Here is a 20,190-nt window from a genome sequence, read left to right on the forward strand (position 1 = left end):
TTTTCTTTTTATTATTAAGTTTCGTTTTATTTTTCTATTTTTAGATCAAAATATTGTTATTTATTTTGATTTAATTATCCCAATTTTGATATTTTTGATCCTGTTTCTAAAATCAAGTTTGCTATTTTTGCACGAATGGCTTCTAGCTGTCTCCCATCCTCTACACGCGGTGCGCAGTAGCGGGCGGCAGGAATACCGTTCCGCTTCCTTCCACGAGCTTTCACCTTCGCTGCACCTTTTCCAGTATAGGTATGTGCATTGTGGAACATGTTCCGGTTGTTGTCCTCCACATAAGTTTCGGAGGCAGCACCCTCGGCAATCACCACATCATGCGTATCAAGCTCGATATGCACGTAGCTCACTGTCTCCACATGCTGTTCCTGAACGATGGAGACACCGTTCACCAGACGACCGGCTGGAACCAGAACGCCATTGATAAACATTGCATGTAGCGGGGAGACCAGCAGGTCACGCTTCGGCAGCACGCCATCCAGAGCACCCTGACGGATACGAACCGGCAGCACATCACGACGACCCTGGATAAAGCGACCATTATAGCTCCGACGGCCCAGCCAGCAGATCGGACGAACTGCCTCACCCGCTGTGATCACGTGATCCCCGATCTGCAGATCTTCAACCGGAACCTCACCACGATCCGTCAGGATCAGCGTGCCATGCACATAGCAGGGCGTGCCGTCATCATAGACCGTTACCCCATTCCCGCCCTGAGCCTGACGCATCTTGTAGTTCTGATCATGCGCATTGGGATCAAGCTTGATCGAGTAATACTGGGTCTTGGTCCCGTCACTGGCCACATGAGACAGGATCAGGAAGACATTTCCCCCATTACTCACCACATCCACCACGTCGGAAGCCTGAGAAGCCAATCCCATCAGCGTAATGGATTCACCGTTACCAAAATCGGAAACAGTCGCGGCCAATGCTGTGCCTGGCGTGCTGATGATAATGTTACCAGACCCGACACCCGCAGAACTCGTGCCACCCAACGTAATCGTGTTGGAGGAATCCAGCGCTTGCGAGACCGTCAACGTGCCATTCGTCTGCATCAGGATATTCGTGTTGGTCAGCGTATCCGCCAACACCCATCCATCACCCTTCACGTTGATCGTCTGGAACCCGGTATATTGGGTCCCAAACCCGCTCAGAGTGGTGCCAGCACCATCCAATTCAAGCACGTTGCCAGTGCCGGCAGCCGTAACCTTACCAATAATGGCGCTGCTGCCGCTGATGGCCAGACGGCTGTTGCCAGCACCAAAATTGATAGCACTTCTGAATGTGCTTTGGGTCTGGATTGTTCCAGTATTAACAACCGTTCCTCCGCCAGTCAGCACAATTGCTTGACTGAGCGCACCGATTGCACTGATTGTCCCGGAGTTGGTAATACTCCCCACGCCGCTAACACTAATACCAGTTGACTGACCAATGTCAGCACTGATCAAGCCGGTATTGCTGATGACTCCAGAGACAATTGCAACTGCGGTATTGGTTGCACCGGTAATAGCAATCGTTCCGGTATTATTGATTGTTCCGGCGGCTCCCATTGTCACGCCGGTAGAGGCAGAGCCTGATCCCAGTATCTGTCCACTATTGACCAGCGTTGCGACGTTACCCAGTGAAATCAACGCATTTATAGGCTGTCCACCCTGAATGGTGCCCATGTTAGTAATGGCCACACCAGTTCCTGCACTAAAGATAGCAGAAGACAAGTTTCCGTTCGAGAGAACAGCTGTTGCCGCATTGGTCAATGCAGCATTTGCAGCCATCGTCACAGCACCGGCAAAGGAGCCAGTGTTTGTCAAAGTCCCTTTATTGAGCAATGTGGAGTTGGAGGAAACCGTATTGAATCCTCCCGCAACCCAAGATGCGCCAGCATCAACGACCAGGTTCTGGAAGCCAATATATTTGACGCCCAATCCACTAATACTGCCCGCCGAACTGCCGGAGAGCATTTCGAGTGTATTGGTGCCGGCCGAGTTAGCAACAGCGGTGCCGATGATACGGGATGCAACGCCGAGCTGCAGCAGGTTGGTTCCTGTGCCGGTCATATAGATTGCGGCGCCAGCACCGTTCGTAACATTGGCGGTTCCGGCAGCCGAGATAGTGCCGGAGTTCGTGATCGTGCCACCTACATCGAGACGGATACCCGTGCCGGCGGTGCCTGCTACACCGATGCTGCCAGTGTTGATAACCGTTCCGCCTGATGCAAGACGGACGGCATTCAGAAAGCCGATACCTGCACCGGTTCCTGTTTCAAGGATGGTGCCGGAGTTGTTCAGATAATCTGCCGAGGTATTCGAAAGATAGACACCGCTGGCTGCTGTAAGAGTGCCACCATTATCGGTGATAAGCCCGGCATTGATGACGGTGCCTGCGACAGTCGTATTACCGTAAACGCTGACGCCAACCAAATTGCCGGAGATCGTGCCACCGGCAGAGTTCGTGACCCGGCCACCCGTATCAAACAGCACGCCCTGACTAGCGCTTCCAGTGGCATTGACGACACCGCTATTAACAAGCGTGGCCGCACCGCCCATTCCTCTAACGGCAATACCACCGGAGCCAAACGCAATAATGCTCCCTGCGTTATTGATGGAACCACCATTGACACCAACACCGTAGCTTCCACCCCGGATCAGTCCGCCAGCATTGTTGGTAATGACGTTACCGGTGCCAAACAAGAAAGCACCACTTTGGCTGGTAGAACTGGACAGAATGGTGCCGGAATTGACCAGCGTGCTGCTGGTGCCATTGACCCCATCCGAAACCGAGCTGATCAGGCCGGAGTTGTTAACCGAACCACCCGTGCCTGCATTAACTCCGCGATAGCTGCTGCTGATAATCGTGCCGGCATTATTAATAATAGCACCAGCTACACTAGTATTAACAGCAATAGCATAGCCATTTGCAACGGAATTTGTAATGGTTCCACCAGACGCATTCGTCAGCATAGCCCCATTAGACAAAGTAACAGTCGTACCATTCAGGGTTCCTGTATTTGTCAGTGTGCCGCTATTGAGCAGATTATTAAAACTGCCTGTTCCGGACAAAGTCCATGTTGCACCTGCATCGACAGTGCCGGTCTGAAAATTAAGGAAATTGGAAGCATTGACTGTTCCGGCAGATGCTCCAGACAGCATTTCCAACAAGTTCGTGCCTGATGCGTTAGCGGAAACGGCCCCACTGATCTGGGAACTGACCCCAATTTGTAGTAAATTAGAGCCTGCACCACTAAAGACAATAGCAGTTCCGCCATTGGTTCCGATCAAACCATAATTGGTGACAGTGCCGGCGCCAGCAAAAGAAATATTGTTTCCGGCTGCAGCCGTTCCAACAAGCGTACCATAGTTGACAACGGTATTTGCAGCACCTGCACCAACAATGCTCCCATTTACACGAGCACTGTTAGAAACAGCGGCACTATTTGTTAGGGTTATGGGGCCTGTAAGGGTTGCATTAGTTGAATTTATCACCAAGCCACTGACTGACAGTGTGCCATTATTATTTAATGTGCCGTTGTTAGTCAGCACATAGCCAGCCGCCAGAGTATTGTTACCCGTCATAGCCCAGTTTGCATTGCTGGCTACATTGACGGTCTGGAAATTAACATAACTGACACCAAGACCACTAATAGTTCCTGTCGTTGCAGAGGACATTAACGACAGGGTATTTGTCCCCGCAGAATTGGCAGTTACCAAACCAACAATCTGCGAACTAGCAGCTAACTGAAGAAGATTTTGGCCTGTTCCGCCCATAACAACAGCGGTACCGCTCTGGCCAACAATTGAACCACCGTTGGTAATTGTGCCGGAGGATACCAGGCTGATGCCGATACCGGAGGCAGATGTCCCCTGAATAAGGCCACCAGCGTCATTAGAGATAATGGCCGTATTCGTGCCAGTGGCGTAAATACCGACTGTACCACCTTGGATAATGGCACCTGCAATGTTGCTGACAAAACCTCCGCTCAGCAGTCGAATACCATCTGCCACGCTACCAGTAACAATACCGGAATTATAAACAGTAGCAGGGTTACTACCAAACTGAATACCACGGAAGCTTCCTTGGATAAGACCAGTGTTAGTAATAGTTCCACTGCTGGCAACGGAGGCTCCATATCCGGCTGTGCCACTCCCTGAAAGCGTGCCGCTATTACTGATAGTCACTTGCTGCCCAGAAATCGCAGCACCACTAGAATTAAAGACTGCTCCATCACTATTGGTAAACCGACCGCCTGCAATCAGACTGACTGAACCGTTAACTGTACCATAGTTATCGATCAGGCCTGTATCCAGAATTGTTCCGCTATTATTTATAATGCCGCGATTCTCAAGCGTGCCTGCGACACTCATTGTCAAGCCGCTTGCAACAGAATTGCTGCCAATTACTGTCCAATAAGCATTCTGATCAATTTGAACATTAAGACCGGTATACTGAGTGCCGATTCCACTGATCGTCCCGCGCGTTCCTCCAGATGCCAGTTCCAGTATGTTAGCCGCTCCAACAGCCGCCACTGTTCCATTGACGACTGCCGTTGGTACCAGGATGAGCCGATTGGCATCCGCACTCATCGAAAGGGCGGTTCCATCAGAATTCGCGATCAAACTACCGGTGTTGCTCAGCGTACTCGCTGTGCTCAGGGTTAGTCTGCCAGTAAATGTTCCGGTGTTGGTCAGGCTCGCTCCCGTCGCAACGAAAGTCTGACTGGTGGAAATCGAGTTACCACCGGTCAGCTGCCAGTTAGAGCCGGAGGCAGCCGTAATCTGATTGAAACCGACAATAGTTGAACCAAGACCAGAGAGAGTGGGTGTATTGGTTGCCCCTCCCCCAATCAGATTCAGACGATTGACACTCCCTGCACCGATGATGGAACCAATGATAACTTGTCCGGCATTCAGATTCAGAACGCTGGTCCCGACACCACCCAAATAGACGGCGGTGCTACCTGCGTTGGAGATGGTACCAAAATTGCTGATAGTACCTGTACTACCTAGGCTGACTGCAATTGCGCCGGTTCCAGTGACAGTGCCCAGATTGTTCAGTAGCGCATTCGTGCCACCGCCATTGACCATGCCGGAAATTGCACCGGTATTGTTGATCGTGCCACCGGCCGAGAAACCAACATTTCCATTGAAAGCTGCACTGGCAGCATTGGTCATGATGCCCCCAACTGCGAGGGTACCGCTGCTCGTCAATATGCCTTTGTTGAGCAGAGTATTACCAGCAACAATCGTGTTGCTTCCGCCCATATTCCATACTGCACCGGTATCAACAACAGCATTCTGGAAGCCAAGATAATTGATACCTAATCCGCTTATAGTTCCGGAAAGGGCAGCAGACAGCATTTCGAGTGTGTTGGTACCGGCCGAGTTAGCAACAGCGGTGCCGATGATACGGGATGCAACGCCGAGCTGCAGCAGGTTGTTTCCTGTGCCGCTCATATAGATAGCAGCGCCAGCACCGTTCGTAACATTGGCCGCTCCGGCAGCCGAGATGGTGCCGGAGTTGGTGATCGTGCCACCTACATCGAGACGGATACCCGTACCGGCAGTGCCTGTTACGCCAATGCTGCCAGTGTTGATAACCGTTCCGCCGAGCGCCAACCGAACGGCCACCAGAAGGCCGGAACCTGCACCCGTTCCTGTTTCAAGGATGGTGCCGGAGTTGTTCAGATAATCTGCCGAGGTATTCGAAAGATAGACACCGCTGACTGCTGTAAGAGTGCCACCATTATCGGTGATAAGCCCGGCATTGATGACGGTGCCTGCGACAGTCGTATTACCGTAAACGCTGACGCCAACCAAATTGCCGGAGATCGTGCCACCGGCAGAGTTCGTGACCCGACCACCCGTATCAAACAATACACCCTGACTGGCGCTTCCAGTGGCATTGACGACACCGCTATTAACAAGCGTGGCCACACCGCCAAGTCCTCTAACGGCAATACCACCGGAGCCAAACGCAATAATGCTCCCTGCGTTATTGATGGAACCACCACTGATACCAGCACCGTAGCTTCCACCCTGGATCAGTCCGCCAGCATTGTTGGTAATGACGTTACCGGTGCCAAACAGGAAAGCACCACTCTGGCTGGTAGAGCTGGACAGAATGGTGCCGGAATTGACCAGCGTGCTGCTGGTGCCATTGACGCCATCCGAAACCGAGCTGATCAGGCCAGAGTTATTGATCGCAGCGCTTGTGCCTGCATTAATGCCACGGAAAGAGCTGTTGGTGATTGTGCCGGCATTGCTGACAACACCGCCGGTTCCGGCAATAGCGATAGCATAGCTGCTCGAACTGCTGATAATCCCGCCAGCAAGGTTGGAAACTGTTCCCGTCCCACCCAGAGAAACGCCAAAGTTTGCGCCAGAAATCAGGCCGCTATTGGTAATAGTCGCAACTGTAGTAGCCGAGGCATAGACACCCCAACCACCACTGGAACTGATCGTGCCAGTATTGCTGACCAAGCCCGACGTACCCAAAAGAACGACACCGGCACCACCAGTCGCGACACCGCCCGTGATGGTGCCGGCATTGACAACGGTACCATTCGTGATTTGCACGCCATAGCCGTTGCTCAGCTGGGCACGGATCAGACCACTGGCCTGGTTGGTCACATTACCCGTGATCAGGACACCCCACGGATTAGCGCCCGTCGCAAGGATACTACCCGCATTGATCACTGTTGCTTGAACGCTATCAGAAGCAATGACCACGTTGCCCGCGCTGACGATGGTCGCACCAGCCGCGTTGCTCAGCAGGGCACCATTGATCAGTGTGACATTGGCACCATTGATAGTGCCTGTGTTTGTCAAAGATCCGCTGTTACGCAGGTTGGTAAAGGTGCTGTTACCACCCAGCGTCCAGCTAGCACCGGCATCGACAGTGCCGGTCTGGAAATTGACGAAGTTGGAACCACTAATACTGCCCGCCGAACTGCCGGAGAGCATTTCGAGTGTGTTGGTACCGGCCGAGTTAGCAACGGCGGTGCCGATGATACGGGATGCAACACCGAGCTGCAGCAGGTTGTTTCCTGTGCCGCTCATATAGATAGCAGCGCCAGCACCGTTCGTCACATTGGCGGTTCCGGCAGCCGAGATAGTGCCGGAGTTCGTGATCGTGCCACCTACATCGAGACGGATACCGATGCCGCCGGTGCCTGTTGCACCGATACTACCGCTGTTGATAACAGTTCCGCCGAGCGCCAACCGAACGGCTGCCAGAAAGCCGACCGCTGTAGCGGTTCCTGTTTCAAGGATCGTGCCGGAGTTATTTACATAATCTGCCGAGGTATTGGAAAGATAGACCCCGCTGGCACCTGCAAGAGTACCTGCATTATCAGTAATAAGCCCCGCATTGATGACGGTGCCTGCGACAGTGCTGTTACCGAGAATAGCGACAGCGTTGAAATTGCCGGAGATCGTGCCACCCGCAGAGTTCGTGACCTGGCCACCCGTGTCAAACAGCACGCCCTGACTAGCGCTTCCAGTGGCATTGACGACACCGCTATTAACAAGCGTGGCCACACCGCCAAGTCCTCTAACGGCAATACCACCGGAGCCAAACGCAATAATGCTCCCTGCGTTATTGATGGAACCACCATTGACACCAGCACCGTAGCTTCCACCCCGGATCAGTCCGCCAGCACTGTTGGTAATGATGTTGCCGGTGCCAAACAAGAAAGCACCATTCTGGCTGGTAGAGCTGGACAGGATGGTGCCGGAATTGACCAGCGTGCTGCTGGTGCCATTGACGCCATCCGAAACCGAGCTGATCAGGCCGGAGTTGTTAACCGAACCACTCGTGCCTGCAGCAATACCCACTACCGCGGCGGTAATTGTGCCGGCATTGCTGACAACATTGCCGGTTCCGTCGATAGTGATAGCAAAGCTGCTCGAACTGCTGATAATGCCGCCAGCAAGGTTGGAAACTGTTCCCGTCCCAGCCAGGGAAACGCCAAATCTTGCGCCAGAAATCAGGCCGCTATTGGTAATAGTCGCAACTGTAGTAGCCGAGGCATAGACACCCCAACCACCACTGGAACTGATCGTGCCAGTATTGCTGACCAAGCCCGACGTACCCAAAAGAACGACACCGGCACCACCAGTCGCGACACCGCCCGTGATGGTGCCGGCATTGACAACGGTACCATTCGTGATTTGCACGCCATAGCCGTTGCTCAGCTGGGCACGGATCAGACCACTGGCCTGGTTGGTCACATTACCCGTGATCAGGACACCCCACGGATTAGCACCCGTCGCAAGGATACTACCCGCATTGATCACTGTTGCTTGAACGCTATCAGAAGCAATGACCACATTGCCCGCGCTGACGATGGTCGCACCAGCCGCGTTGCTCAGCAGGGCACCATTGATCAGTGTGACATTGGCACCATTGATAGTGCCTGTGTTTGTCAAAGATCCGCTGTTACGCAGGTTGGTAAAGGTGCTGTTACCACCCAGCGTCCAGCTAGCACCGGCATCGACAGTGCCGGTCTGGAAATTGACGAAGTTGGAACCACTAATACTGCCCGCCGAACTGCCGGAGAGCATTTCGAGTGTATTGGTGCCGGCCGAGTTAGCAACGGCGGTGCCGATAATACGGGATGTAACACCGAGCTGCAGCAGGTTGTTTCCTGTACCGGTCATATAGATTGCAGCACCAGCACCGTTCGTAACATTGGCGGTTCCGGCAGCCGAGATAGTGCCGGAGTTCGTGATCGTGCCACCTACATCGAGACGGATACCCGTGCCGGCGGTGCCTGCTACACCGATGCTGCCAGTGTTGATAACCGTTCCGCCTGACGCAAGACGGACGGCATTCAGAAAGCCGATACCTGCGCCGGTTCCTGTTTCAAGGATGGTGCCGGAGTTGTTCAGATAATCTGCCGAGGTATTCGAAAGATAGACACCGCTGGCAGCTGTGAGAGTGCCACCATTATCGGTGATAAGCCCGGCATTGATGACGGTGCCTGCGACAGTCGTATTACCAAAAACGCTGACGCCAACGAAATTGCCGGAGATCGTGCCACCGGCCCAGTTTGTGACCTGGCCACCAGAACTAAACAGCACGCCCTGACTAGCGCTTCCAGTGGTATTGACGACACCGCTGTTAAAAAGCGTGGCCGCACCGCCATTTCCCCTAACGGCAATACCGCCGGAGCCAAACGCAACAATGCTCCCTGCGTTGTTGATGGAACCACCATTGACACCAGCACCGTAGAGGCCACCCTGGATCAGTCCGCCAGCACTGTTGGTAATGACGTTGCCAGTGCCAAACAAGAAAGCACCACTCAGGCTGCTGGAGCTGGACTTTATAGTTCCAGAATTGACCAGCGTGCTGCTGGTTCCATTGACGCCATCGGAAACCGAGCTGATCAGGCCGGAGTTATTAATTGCAGCGTTTGTGCCTGCATTAATACCCACTGCCGTACTGGTGATTGTCCCGGCATTGCTAATAACCGCACTAGTGCCGGACACAAATACGCCATAGCTACTGCTACCAGTGGCAGTAGCGCTGATAATGCCGCTAGTTTGGTTAGTTATTGTGCCGGTGTTAGCAAATGAGACGCCATATGTGGCACCAGATATAAGACCACTATTGATGACATTGCCGCTGCTGGTCGTGTTGCCAAATACAATGCCTGCAGATGCTGTGCCTATAATCTGTGCGGAAGTTCCCGTGTTACTGACTGTACCTGAACCAATAAACACACCATAGGTCGAGCCGCTGATGAGGTTGGTATTGCTTACCAGACCCGCACCTGAAAGCCAGGCGCCCTTACCACTATTTCCATTGGCAATCAGTGTACCAGCATTGGCGATAGTACCATTTGCAATACCTGCACCAGCAAAGCCACCCTGGATCAGTCCGCCAGCACTGTTAGTAATGACGTTACCAGTGCCAAACAGGAAAGCACCACTCTGGCTGATAGAGCTGGACAGAATGGTGCCGGAATTAACTAGCGTGCTGCTGGTGCCATTGACACCATCGAAAACCGAGCTGATCAGGCCGGAGTTGTTAACCGAACCACTCGTGCCTGCAGCAATACCCACTACCGCGGCGGTAATTGTGCCGGCATTGCTGACAACATTGCCGGTTCCGTCGATAGTGATAGCAAAGCTGCTCGAACTGCTGATAATGCCGCCAGCAAGGTTGGAAACTGTTCCCGTCCCACCCAGGGAAACGCCAAATCTTGCGCCAGAAATCAGGCCGCTATTGGTAATAGTCGCAACTGTAGTAGCCGAGGCATAGACACCCCAACCACCACTGGAGCTGATCGTGCCAGTATTACTGACCAAATCCGACGTGCCAGCAAGATAGACACCAGCACCACCGGTCGCGACACCGCCCGTGATGGTGCCGGCATTGACAACGGTACCATTCGTGATTTGCACGCCATAGCCGTTGCTCAGCTGGGCACGGATCAGACCACTGGCCTGGTTGGTCACATTACCCGTGATCAGGACACCCCACGGATTAGCGCCCGTCGCAAGGATACTACCCGCATTGATCACTGTTGCTTGAACGCTATCAGAAGCAATGACCACGTTGCCCGCGCTGACGATGGTCGCACCAGCCGCGTTGCTCAGCAGGGCACCATTGATCAGTGTGACATTGGCACCATTGATAGTGCCTGTGTTTGTCAAAGATCCGCTGTTACGCAGGTTGGTAAAGGTGCTGTTACCACCCAGCGTCCAGCTGGCGCCGGCATCGACAGTGCCGGTCTGGAAATTGACGAAGTTGGAACCACTAATACTGCCCGCCGAACTGCCGGAGAGCATTTCGAGTGTATTGGTGCCGGCCGAGTTAGCAACAGCGGTGCCGATGATAGCGGATGCAACGCCGAGCTGCAGCAGGTTAGCTCCTGTGCCACTCATATAGATTGCAGCACCAGCACCGTTCGTAACATTGGCGGTTCCGGCAGCCGAGATAGTGCCGGAGTTGGTGATCGCGCCACCTACATCGAGACGGATACCCGTACCGGCGGTGCCTGTTACACCAATGCTGCCAGTGTTGATAACCGTTCCGCCTGACGCAAGACGAACGGCCGCCAGATCACCAATGGCTGCACCAGTTCCTGTTTCAAGGATCGTTCCGGAGTTGTTCAGATAATCTGCCGAGGTATTGGACAGAAACACGCCATGCGCAGCCGTAAGAGTACCACCATTATCGGTGATAAGTCCGGCATTGATAACAGTGCCGGCAACAGTTGCAGAGGTACTGAAAAGGCTAATGGCATTGAAATTGCCGGAGATTGTACCACCGGCAGAGTTCGTGACCCGGCCACCCGTGTTAAACAACACGCCCTGACCGAAGGTTCCAGTGGCATTAACGACACCACTGTTGACAAGTGTGGCCGCATTACCAAGTCCTCTAACGCCGCTACCACCAGAGCCAAACGCAATAATGCTCCCTGCGTTATTGATGGAACCACCATTGACACCAGCACCGTAGAAGCCACCCTGGATCAGCGCGCCAGCACTGTTGGTAATGACGTTACCGGTACCAAACAGGAAGGCACCACTCTGGCTGGTAGAGCTGGACAGGATGGTGCCGGAATTAACTAGCGTGCTGCTGGTGCCATTGACGCCATCCGAAACCGAGCTGATCAGGCCGGAGTTATTGATCGCAGCGCTTGTGCCTGCATCAATACCACGGAAGGAAGTGCTAGTAATTGTCCCGGCATTGCTGATGACAGCGCCAGTTCCAGCAATGGTGATAGCATAACTGCCGCCGCTGATAATGCCGCCAGCAACGTTGTTGATCGTTCCAGCCGCGGCAAGGCTGATACCAATAGTGCTTCCTGTAACCGCACCCGTATTATTGATCGTCCAGGCTGTACTAAGGCTGCTCTGTATCCCGATGCCAGCGGTATTCGCAACTGTCGTCCCCGCCAGAATAAGAATCGGATTTGATGAGGCAGTCGTAAGAATAACACCCGAGGTAGTGGACGTCAGCGTGGTCATATCACAACCGCCTTAAAAAATTAAAGAAATTAACAATATTCTGTTAGATTGGCACCAAGTATATTCTCACAGTCTATAAGACACATCATGTGATATTGTAAATATAAATACAGTTAAAATGTAAAATTTTTAATTTTTTACTGTATTATTTGTTTTATATCAAAAATATTATTATCATTATATTGTATTTTATTTTTACTATATTAAAATCATTAAAATATTAATTTTTTTACAAAAAACTTCATTTTCAAAAGTTATAAAAGCTTTCAATATCAATATAAGCATATTTTTTACATTTTTAGTTTTTTGGACTAATTTATAATTAATAAAAATTAAATACGTTTACAAAAAAAAATTTAGAACAAATAGACATTATAAATTCATGATGAATTTTATTTCATAAAATAAGAAATATTCTTTGAAAATTAAAATTTAAGGTTTATATATTTTAAAATAATTTATTTATTTAAAATAAATATAGAATTTATTTAAATTATAAAATATTTTATTATTTTATATTATATTTTTCCAAAAATATCTTTTTAAAGTAAATAAAAAAGTTTTATAAATTAAATATTGATATAATTAATACTGATGGATGATTGAAATTTATAGTTTTCATTGCAAGAAATTCTGCTTTATTAAATTTCATGCAAAATTTAAATCACCAAAAAGATCAATCATTATAATTGCATCCAATTTGAATAAACAAAAATTATAAATTTCATTTTGAAAAAAGTAATTTACATTCAATTTAAAATAATTATGATATATTTTTGTACAAATAATATATTATTTTTATAATAGATGCGGATGTTAAAAAATTATTTTACTAAATGAGACATAGATATTTATAATTTCTGGACCTATATTTCCAATCGAGACTTTATATTATTTCCTTGATATGCTTAAATTCATCAACGAAGTAGAATTATAACATACATGCACCATTGCAGCCTACAAATGCCAAGAGTGACGTCACTCTCTCCCCAATTAACATGCAAGCCGTTATGTACTTAGTCAGATCAGTCATCTCTTGACCATCATGATCTGGCTATACTGCATGTTAATTCAGCCTAGGCCGATAAAAATGCCAACAGATCACGGTTTAATCTGTCTCTAGCGGTAAAATAGAGTCCATGAGGCTCCCCTTCATATTCTTTCAACGTGGCATGAGGGATCAGCCTTGCAGCTTCATGGGCCGTGATGTCGGGGGGAACTGTCGCATCAGCATCACCGTGAACGATCAGCGTCGGCATGGTAAAATGGCTCATATCTGCCCGAAAATCGGTGGCACTGAAGGCCCTTACACAGTCGAGCGTTGCTTTGGGAGAGGCCTGCATTGCCAGACCCCAGCTCCATTGCAGTATGTCTGATGTCACCTGGAAATTCAGCAAGCCTGCCCCGAAGAAAATCCGCCCGAAGCCAGCCATGAAACTGGCCCGGTCTGATCGAATTGAATTGATCATGTGATCGAAGGCCGCCCCATCAACCCCTTCCGGATGATCCTCCGTCCGCAACAGAAATGGCGTTACTGCAGCAATCAACGCAGCCTTGCCGATACGAGCAGCACCGTGCCTTGATAGGTAACGCGCTACCTCTCCACCGCCCATTGAAAATCCGACCAGAGCCGCATCGTGCAGATCCAGCGCATTGATCATATCAGCAAGGTCATCGGCCAATGTGTTGTAATCATAGCCAGTCCAGGGTTTATCCGATCGTCCAAAGCCACGCCGGTCATAGGCAATGGTCCGGAACCCATGCTCTGCAAGAAACACCTGCTGATATTCCCACATATCGGCATTCAGGGGCCAACCATGGATCAGGATGACCGGACGCCCCTGCCCCCAGTCGTTATAGAAAAGCCGTGTTCCATCGCGCGTCTCGACATAGGCCATGCTGGATTTTCCTCTGCTTTTGCTCGGCAGTCACAGACTGTCTTATTCTGAGAGGAAATAGCAACGCATCGAGAGGCAAAAAGTAAGACAGACTTCATTCCCCGAAAACGTCATGGAAACCCGCGCCTGTTGGTGCGTTCACATGCTATCGCAGTTGCGCCGGCTTGCTGGCAGGTGTGACCGAACGACAATGCGCCACGAAGGAGGCCATTTATGCAGACAGTTCATTCCCTTCGCAGCCTGTTAGGTGTTGCCGCTCTCGCAGGAATGATGCTTGGGGGTGCAGGCCACGCAGACGCGGCCAATGCCCGACATCCGCGCCATAATATCGATCGTCAGGTCGATCAGGGCAATGACACGGGCGATGAAGCAATTGAAGCGCTGAACGCGCAGCAATTGCAGAGCATTCGTGCCACCAACGGCCCTGCTCTCGGCACGGCGCCGGTCGGTAGTCCAGCGATGCCATATCCTACAGGTGCGTATCCGCCTGCTACAACTGGTACTTACGCACCCCCAGGCACGCCAAACTATGCACCGCCAGTCACCCCTTATGTGCCACCGCCGCCGGGCTATTACCCCGCCACACCAGCCCGTTGAGTTCACCTGGCTGATAAAAGGCGTTTGATGCCTGATTGTTTCGTTTCCCCTCGTTCCGTAGCAATTCAGGTAGTCAAATAAAAAACACCCCCGTCACAGGACGGGGGTGTTTTCATTTAGTCCGATAGAAAAGATAGAAAGAAAAGATCAGTTACGGGCCTTGTCGACCAGCTTGCCCTTTGCAATCCACGGCATCATGGCGCGCAGACGCTCACCGACCTGCTCAATCTGATGCTCGTTATTGCGACGACGGATGGATTTGAAGCTGGCGCCGTTGACCTTCATTTCCAGCATGAAGTCACGCACGAAACGGCCGCTCTGGATGTCTTCCAGCACGCGCTTCATCTCGGCCTTGGTTTCCGGCGTCACGATGCGCGGGCCGGTCACGTATTCGCCATATTCCGCCGTGTTGCTGATCGAGTAATTCATGTTGGCGATACCGCCTTCATAGATCAGATCAACGATCAGTTTCACTTCATGCAAGCACTCGAAATAAGCCATTTCCGGAGCATAGCCAGCCTCGACCAGCGTTTCGAAGCCGGCGCGGATCAGCTCGACCAGACCGCCGCACAGCACGGCCTGCTCACCGAACAGGTCTGTTTCGCATTCTTCCTTGAAGGTGGTCTCGATGATACCAGCACGGCCACCACCAACGGCAGAGGCGTAGGACAGCGCGATTTCCAGCGCATTGCCGGATGCATTCTGCGCCACCGCGACCAGACACGGCACGCCGCCACCCTTCTGGTACTCGCCGCGCACGGTATGCCCAGGGCCTTTCGGCGCGATCATGAACACGTCGATGTCGGAGCGCGGCTCGATCAGGTTGAAATGGATGTTCAGGCCATGTGCGAAAGCCAGCGCTGCGCCCGGGCGCAGATTGGCGTGCAGATGCTCGCGATACAGATCGGCCTGGCTCTCATCCGGGGTCAGGATCATCACCACATCGGCCCAGGCGGCAGCTTCGGCGGGTTCCATGACCTTCAAGCCCTCGCCCTCGGCCTTGGCAACAGCGGAAGAGCCCTTGCGCAGGCCGACCACCAAATCCTTTACGCCGCTGTCGCGCATGTTCAGAACATGGGCATGGCCCTGGCTGCCATAGCCAATGACCGCAACCTTCTTGCCCTTGATCAGGTTCAGATCGGCGTCACGATCGTAATAGACGCGCATCGGTTCACTCCATTCTCTCGGCGGCCATGGTTGTCAGAAAGGCCACGTGTTGCGGGCGGGCCAGACTTTCCCCCGGAAAGCCAGCCAGCAATTCAGTCAGGCCGTTCCCGATCAACAGGGGACGGCAGGTGGTTCTCTAGATCGTTCCCGCGCCGCGGAGAATAGCCGCAACGCCGGTACGTGATACTTCTGCCAGACCAAGCGGGCGCATCAGTTCCAGGAACGCATCCAGCTTGTCCGGATCGCCAGTCATCTCGAACACAAAGCTTTCCAGTGTGGCGTCGATGACCTTGGCGCGGAAGGCATCGGCCAGACGCAGCGCCTCCACCCGATTTTCCCCATGCGCCACGACCTTGATCAGCGCCAGTTCGCGGGCCAGATATGGCCCCTGCATGGTCAGATCCATCACACGATGGACCGGAACCAGACGGTCGAGCTGCGCCTTGATCTGCTCAATCACCATTTCGGTGCCGGAGGTCAGGATGTTAATACGGCTACGGCCTGCATAAACACCATCATCGCTCTCGACCGAGGCCACAGTCAGGCTGTCAATGTTGTAACCACGGCCGGAGAACAGGCCGATCACCCGTGCCAGCACGCCGCTTTCATTGTCAACGAGCACGGAGATCAGTGCGGTGCGATAGGCACCGGCATCGTGCTGCTTCTGCGCTGCGCTACCTTCCTGAGACTGGTTGCGCAGCAGATCCTTCATAAGGAGGGGCATGTTCCTGGACATTTCGATCAGACCAACATCATGCCTTCATCGGTGATCCCGCCGCTCTGTTCATTACGGGCACGGTCGTTATGTTCAGGGCCCAACAGCATTTCGTTATGTGCTGCGCCGGAGGGAATCATGGGGAATACGTTTTCTTTCTGATCGACGAGAATATCGGCGATCACCGGCCTGTCCGTGGCAAGCATTTCGTGAATAACACGGTCGAGGTCGTCAATAGTCTTGGCGCGCAGCCCGACAGCATGGAAGCTTTCCGCCAGCTTCACGAAATCCGGCAGAGCAGCGCTGTAGCTTTCGGAATAACGGCCGCCATGCAGCAGATCCTGCCACTGGCGCACCATCCCCATATATTCGTTGTTGAGGATGAAAATCTTCACCGGCAAGCGATATTGCGCCAGCGTACCCATTTCCTGAATGTTCATCAGGATGCTGGCTTCACCGGCAACATCGATTACCAGCGCATCGGGATTTCCGATCTGGGCACCCATCGCGGCAGGCAAGCCATACCCCATGGTCCCGAGGCCGCCTGAGGTCAGCCAGCGATTCGGCGCATCGAAGCGGAAATGCTGGGCCGCCCACATCTGATGCTGACCGACTTCGGTGGAAATGAATGTCTCACGCCCGGTTTCACGGGTGATCTCATACAGACGGCGGATGGCGTGCTGCGGCTTGATGATCGCACCCCGCGTGCCAGACTGGGTGTATTTCAGGCTATCCACCGCCCGCCATTCGTCGATCTGCCGCCACCACTGCGCCAGACCCTCCTTTTCAGGCTCGGTGCCGTCTTCCATCCAGCCCGTCAGCAGCGCTTCAATGATGCGGCCTGCGTCACCGACGATGGGCAGATCCACCCGCACATTCTTGTTGATGCTCGACGGATCAATATCGGCGTGAATTTTGCGAGCGAAGGGACTGAACGCATCAAGCCGCCCGGTCACACGGTCATCGAAACGCGCACCGATATTGATCAGCAGGTCACAGCCATGCACCGCCATATTGGCTTCGTACACGCCATGCATGCCCAGCATACCGATCGAGAGCGGATCATTCGCCGGGAAAGCCCCCAGACCCATCAGCGTGGTGGTGCAGGGGAAGCCGGTGCGGCGCACCAGATCACCCAGGGTCTGCGATGCCTGCGGCCCGGCATTGATCACGCCCCCCCCGACATAGAAGACAGGGCGCCTGGCACGTTTCATCATCGCCACGGCCTCAGCGATGCGGGCCGGATCAGGCTGCGTCACCGGGCGATAGGAACGATGTGGTTTCTCGGATTTCTCGGTGTAGGTCGCCTTGCCGATCACGATATCTTTAGGCAGGTCGATTACCACCGGGCCGGGACGGCCGGAGCGGGCGACATAGAAGGCTTCATGCACGATGCGCGGCAGATCGGCAGAGGAGCGCACCAGATAATTATGCTTCGTCGCGGGGCGCGTGATACCGGTGGTATCGGCCTCCTGAAACGCATCATTGCCGATCAGATGGGTCGGCACCTGACCGGTCAGGCACACCAGAGGAATGCTGTCCATCAGCGCATCGACCAGACCGGTCACCGCATTGGTGGCACCGGGACCGGAGGTGACGAGAACCACACCCACCTTGCCCGTACTGCGGGCATAGCCTTCCGCAGCATGCACCGCCGCCTGCTCATGACGCACGAGGATATGGCGGATGTCATTCTGCTTGAACAGCGCATCATAAATCGGCAGCACCGCACCGCCGGGATAGCCGAAAATAACCTCTACACCCTGATCCTTCAGCGCACGAAGCAGAAGCTCCGCACCGGGCAGAGCCTCCGTCTGGGAAGGATCGGACGGCGTTGCCGCCGGTATGCTTTCGGACATGTTCGACTAACCCCTCGGCGGACCGGCGCACAGATACCCGGTATAATCGCGCGAAGGCTGAGAGGTAATCGTTTCAGGGTGTCCGGGTCAATGGAAAGCACGAATAAAATTGAGCATATCAGCCATACTTCTTTCTGAAAGTTGCTGAAATGACGCAATTCGCGCATCAATCGTATACAGAAAGGGGGGTTTCACGAACGGACGGTTACGAAACCATGTCGCCTGCCGCTTCGTGTAGCGGATCGTCGCCTGAGCCGCGCGTTGCATGGCCTCAGGCAGGGAGATATCTCCGCGCAGGAAAGCCAGAAACTCCGGCACCCCATGCGCCCGCATCGCCGGCAGAGACGGGTCCAGTGCCTGAACGCGGAGGGCCTCTACCTCGGCCAGTGCCCCATTGTCCAGCATCCCATGCAACCGTGCCGTGATGGCCTGCCGCAATTCCTCTCTCGGCGGGTCGATCCGGATGGCGGCGAAGTCCCAGCCAGGCAAAGGTCGAGGGGGTTGATTCTGCCAGGCTGACAGACCTGATTCCGTGCCACGCCAGACCTCCCATGCCCTGGCGATACGCTGACTGTCCTGCGGTTTCAGCCGTGCTGCCGTGGCTGGATCCGCCTCTGCCAGACGGGCGTGCAGCGATTCCGGCCCAAGCTCCGCCAGCAAGCTGCGCGCCTCCTGCCTTGCCTCTTCTCCCGGATCGGGGATGTCGGCGAAACCATGCATCAGGGCGTGAAAATACAACCCCGTCCCGCCGCACAGAATCGGCAGCCGGCCCTGCTGCCAGCTTTCCTCCATCGCTGTTATGGCCTGATCCCGCCACCATGCCGCACTGCCAGGCTGAGACGCGGGGAGCACGCCATACAGACGATGCGGTACCCTTGCCTCTTCCTCTTGGTCCGGACGAGCGGTCAGAATCCGCAATTCGCGGTAGATCTGCATGGAATCGGCGTTAATGACCGTGCCGCCAAGCCTCTCCGCCACTGCCAGAGCAAGGGCGGATTTGCCGCTACAGGTCGGACCGGCCACAAACAGAGCACGTTTTTCCTTCATACCCGCTTTTCTGTCATGATTGCCCGGCCATGCAAGGTGAAGCTGAGATGAACTCTGAAAGCATCGTGATGCTCATTGCGGCACAGCCGGGAAGTCTGCCGGATGATCTGGTGGAATCAACGCAGCGCGCCACCGGTGGGGGCACCCTACGTGTCCTGGCGGCCGGAGAAGCCGTCGAATGGTCCTCTCCCCTGTCACCGGAAACACTCCGCCCTTTATTGCCGCTCCATACATTGGATGAGGCAAGGATCGACCATCTGGTGCAATCCGCCGCCCTGCCGCGCCGTAAACGCCTGCTGGCAGCCGATATGGACAGCACGATCGTGGTGGGAGAAACGCTCGACCGGATCGCCGCCCTGCACGGGTGTGGCGCCGAAGTCACCGCGCTGAGCCAAGCCAGTGTAGAGGGGCAGATTGATTTCGCCTCATCCCTTCGCCGCCGCATCCTTCTTTTGCAGGGGATGACGGTAGATGCCATCGGCGACATCATTCGCACGATCACGCTGAATGAAGGGGCTGATCTGCTGGTCCGCACCATGCAGGCGCACGGAGCATATACGGTTTTGATCTCCGGCGGCCTGATGCTTTGCACATCACAGGCAGCCTCACTGGCCGGGTTCGACGCACATCATGGCAATGAGGTGCTGATTGAAACGGGACGCCTCACCGGGCTGCTGCGTGAACCGGTGCTCGATCCCGACCGCAAAAGACAGATCATGCTGGATCATGCCGCAGCTTTGGGCCTGACCGCCGCTGATTGCCTTGCAATCGGCGATGGGGCGAACGATCTGCCGATGCTGCAAGCGGCTGGTCTTGGCATCGCCTTTCATGCCCGGCCAGCGGTAACGCAGGCAATCCCGAACCGCATTACCCATGGCAGCCTGCGCGCTGCCCTGTTCGCGCAGGGCTATGTGCTGTGA

The 20,190-nt window shown here is 53.6% G+C and carries 8 protein-coding genes; 2 read left to right on the forward strand and 6 right to left on the reverse strand.

What is annotated here, in order from left to right; all coding sequences use genetic code 11:
• Positions 1-74: 74 nt before the first annotated feature.
• Both GBCGDNIH1_RS19905 and GBCGDNIH1_RS19910 read right to left on the reverse strand, forming a co-directional pair.
• Positions 75-11,987, reverse strand: coding sequence for a Hint domain-containing protein (locus GBCGDNIH1_RS19905; protein WP_011632176.1), 11,913 nt, complete (start codon positions 11,985-11,987; stop codon positions 75-77).
• 1,076 nt (positions 11,988-13,063) lie between these two features.
• Entirely contained in the window at positions 13,064-13,885 is an 822-nt protein-coding gene (locus GBCGDNIH1_RS19910) for an alpha/beta fold hydrolase (RefSeq protein WP_011632178.1), read from the reverse strand.
• A gap of 213 nt (positions 13,886-14,098) precedes the next feature.
• Here GBCGDNIH1_RS19910 and GBCGDNIH1_RS24800 point away from each other — a divergent pair, with 213 nt between their 5' ends.
• Positions 14,099-14,482 (forward strand): hypothetical protein, encoded by a 384-nt coding sequence (locus GBCGDNIH1_RS24800; RefSeq protein ID WP_011632179.1) that lies wholly within the window; start codon positions 14,099-14,101, stop codon positions 14,480-14,482.
• A 147-nt stretch (positions 14,483-14,629) separates the two neighbouring features.
• Here the strand turns inward: GBCGDNIH1_RS24800 and ilvC are convergent, their stop codons facing one another.
• The 4 genes from ilvC to miaA form a co-directional block, all read right to left on the reverse strand.
• Positions 14,630-15,649: a ketol-acid reductoisomerase gene (gene ilvC / locus GBCGDNIH1_RS19915; RefSeq protein ID WP_011632180.1), complete on the reverse strand. Its 1,020-nt coding sequence runs from the start codon at positions 15,647-15,649 to the stop codon at positions 14,630-14,632.
• A gap of 136 nt (positions 15,650-15,785) precedes the next feature.
• The gene (gene ilvN / locus GBCGDNIH1_RS19920) at positions 15,786-16,361 is read right to left on the reverse strand and encodes an acetolactate synthase small subunit (protein WP_025286919.1); all 576 of its coding nucleotides are present in this window, start codon (positions 16,359-16,361) and stop codon (positions 15,786-15,788) included.
• 29 nt (positions 16,362-16,390) lie between these two features.
• On the reverse strand, positions 16,391-18,223 hold the full coding sequence (locus GBCGDNIH1_RS19925) for an acetolactate synthase 3 large subunit (protein WP_011632183.1): 1,833 nt from the start codon (positions 18,221-18,223) through the stop codon (positions 16,391-16,393).
• Positions 18,224-18,310: 87 nt separating this feature from the next.
• Positions 18,311-19,270: a tRNA (adenosine(37)-N6)-dimethylallyltransferase MiaA gene (gene miaA, locus GBCGDNIH1_RS19930; protein ID WP_011632184.1), complete on the reverse strand. Its 960-nt coding sequence runs from the start codon at positions 19,268-19,270 to the stop codon at positions 18,311-18,313.
• 47 nt (positions 19,271-19,317) lie between these two features.
• On the opposite strand from miaA, the gene serB reads away from it, so the two are divergent.
• Positions 19,318-20,190, forward strand: a complete 873-nt coding sequence (gene serB, locus GBCGDNIH1_RS19935) for a phosphoserine phosphatase SerB (RefSeq protein WP_043454071.1) — start codon at positions 19,318-19,320, stop codon at positions 20,188-20,190.

The organism is Granulibacter bethesdensis CGDNIH1 (assembly GCF_000014285.2).
Classification (GTDB): Bacteria; Pseudomonadota; Alphaproteobacteria; order Acetobacterales; family Acetobacteraceae; genus Granulibacter; species Granulibacter bethesdensis.

Bases quoted from the DNA above. Each gene is read 5' to 3' on its own strand.
- GBCGDNIH1_RS19905 (WP_011632176.1), bottom strand. From the start codon at position 11,987: ATGACCACGCTGACGTCCACTACCTCGGGTGTTATTCTTACGACTGCC.
- GBCGDNIH1_RS19910 (WP_011632178.1), bottom strand. From the start codon at position 13,885: ATGGCCTATGTCGAGACGCGCGATGGAACACGGCTTTTCTATAACGAC.
- GBCGDNIH1_RS24800 (WP_011632179.1), top strand. From the start codon at position 14,099: ATGCAGACAGTTCATTCCCTTCGCAGCCTGTTAGGTGTTGCCGCTCTC.
- ilvC (WP_011632180.1), bottom strand. From the start codon at position 15,649: ATGCGCGTCTATTACGATCGTGACGCCGATCTGAACCTGATCAAGGGC.
- ilvN (WP_025286919.1), bottom strand. From the start codon at position 16,361: ATGAAGGATCTGCTGCGCAACCAGTCTCAGGAAGGTAGCGCAGCGCAG.
- GBCGDNIH1_RS19925 (WP_011632183.1), bottom strand. From the start codon at position 18,223: ATGTCCGAAAGCATACCGGCGGCAACGCCGTCCGATCCTTCCCAGACG.
- miaA (WP_011632184.1), bottom strand. From the start codon at position 19,270: ATGAAGGAAAAACGTGCTCTGTTTGTGGCCGGTCCGACCTGTAGCGGC.
- serB (WP_043454071.1), top strand. From the start codon at position 19,318: ATGAACTCTGAAAGCATCGTGATGCTCATTGCGGCACAGCCGGGAAGT.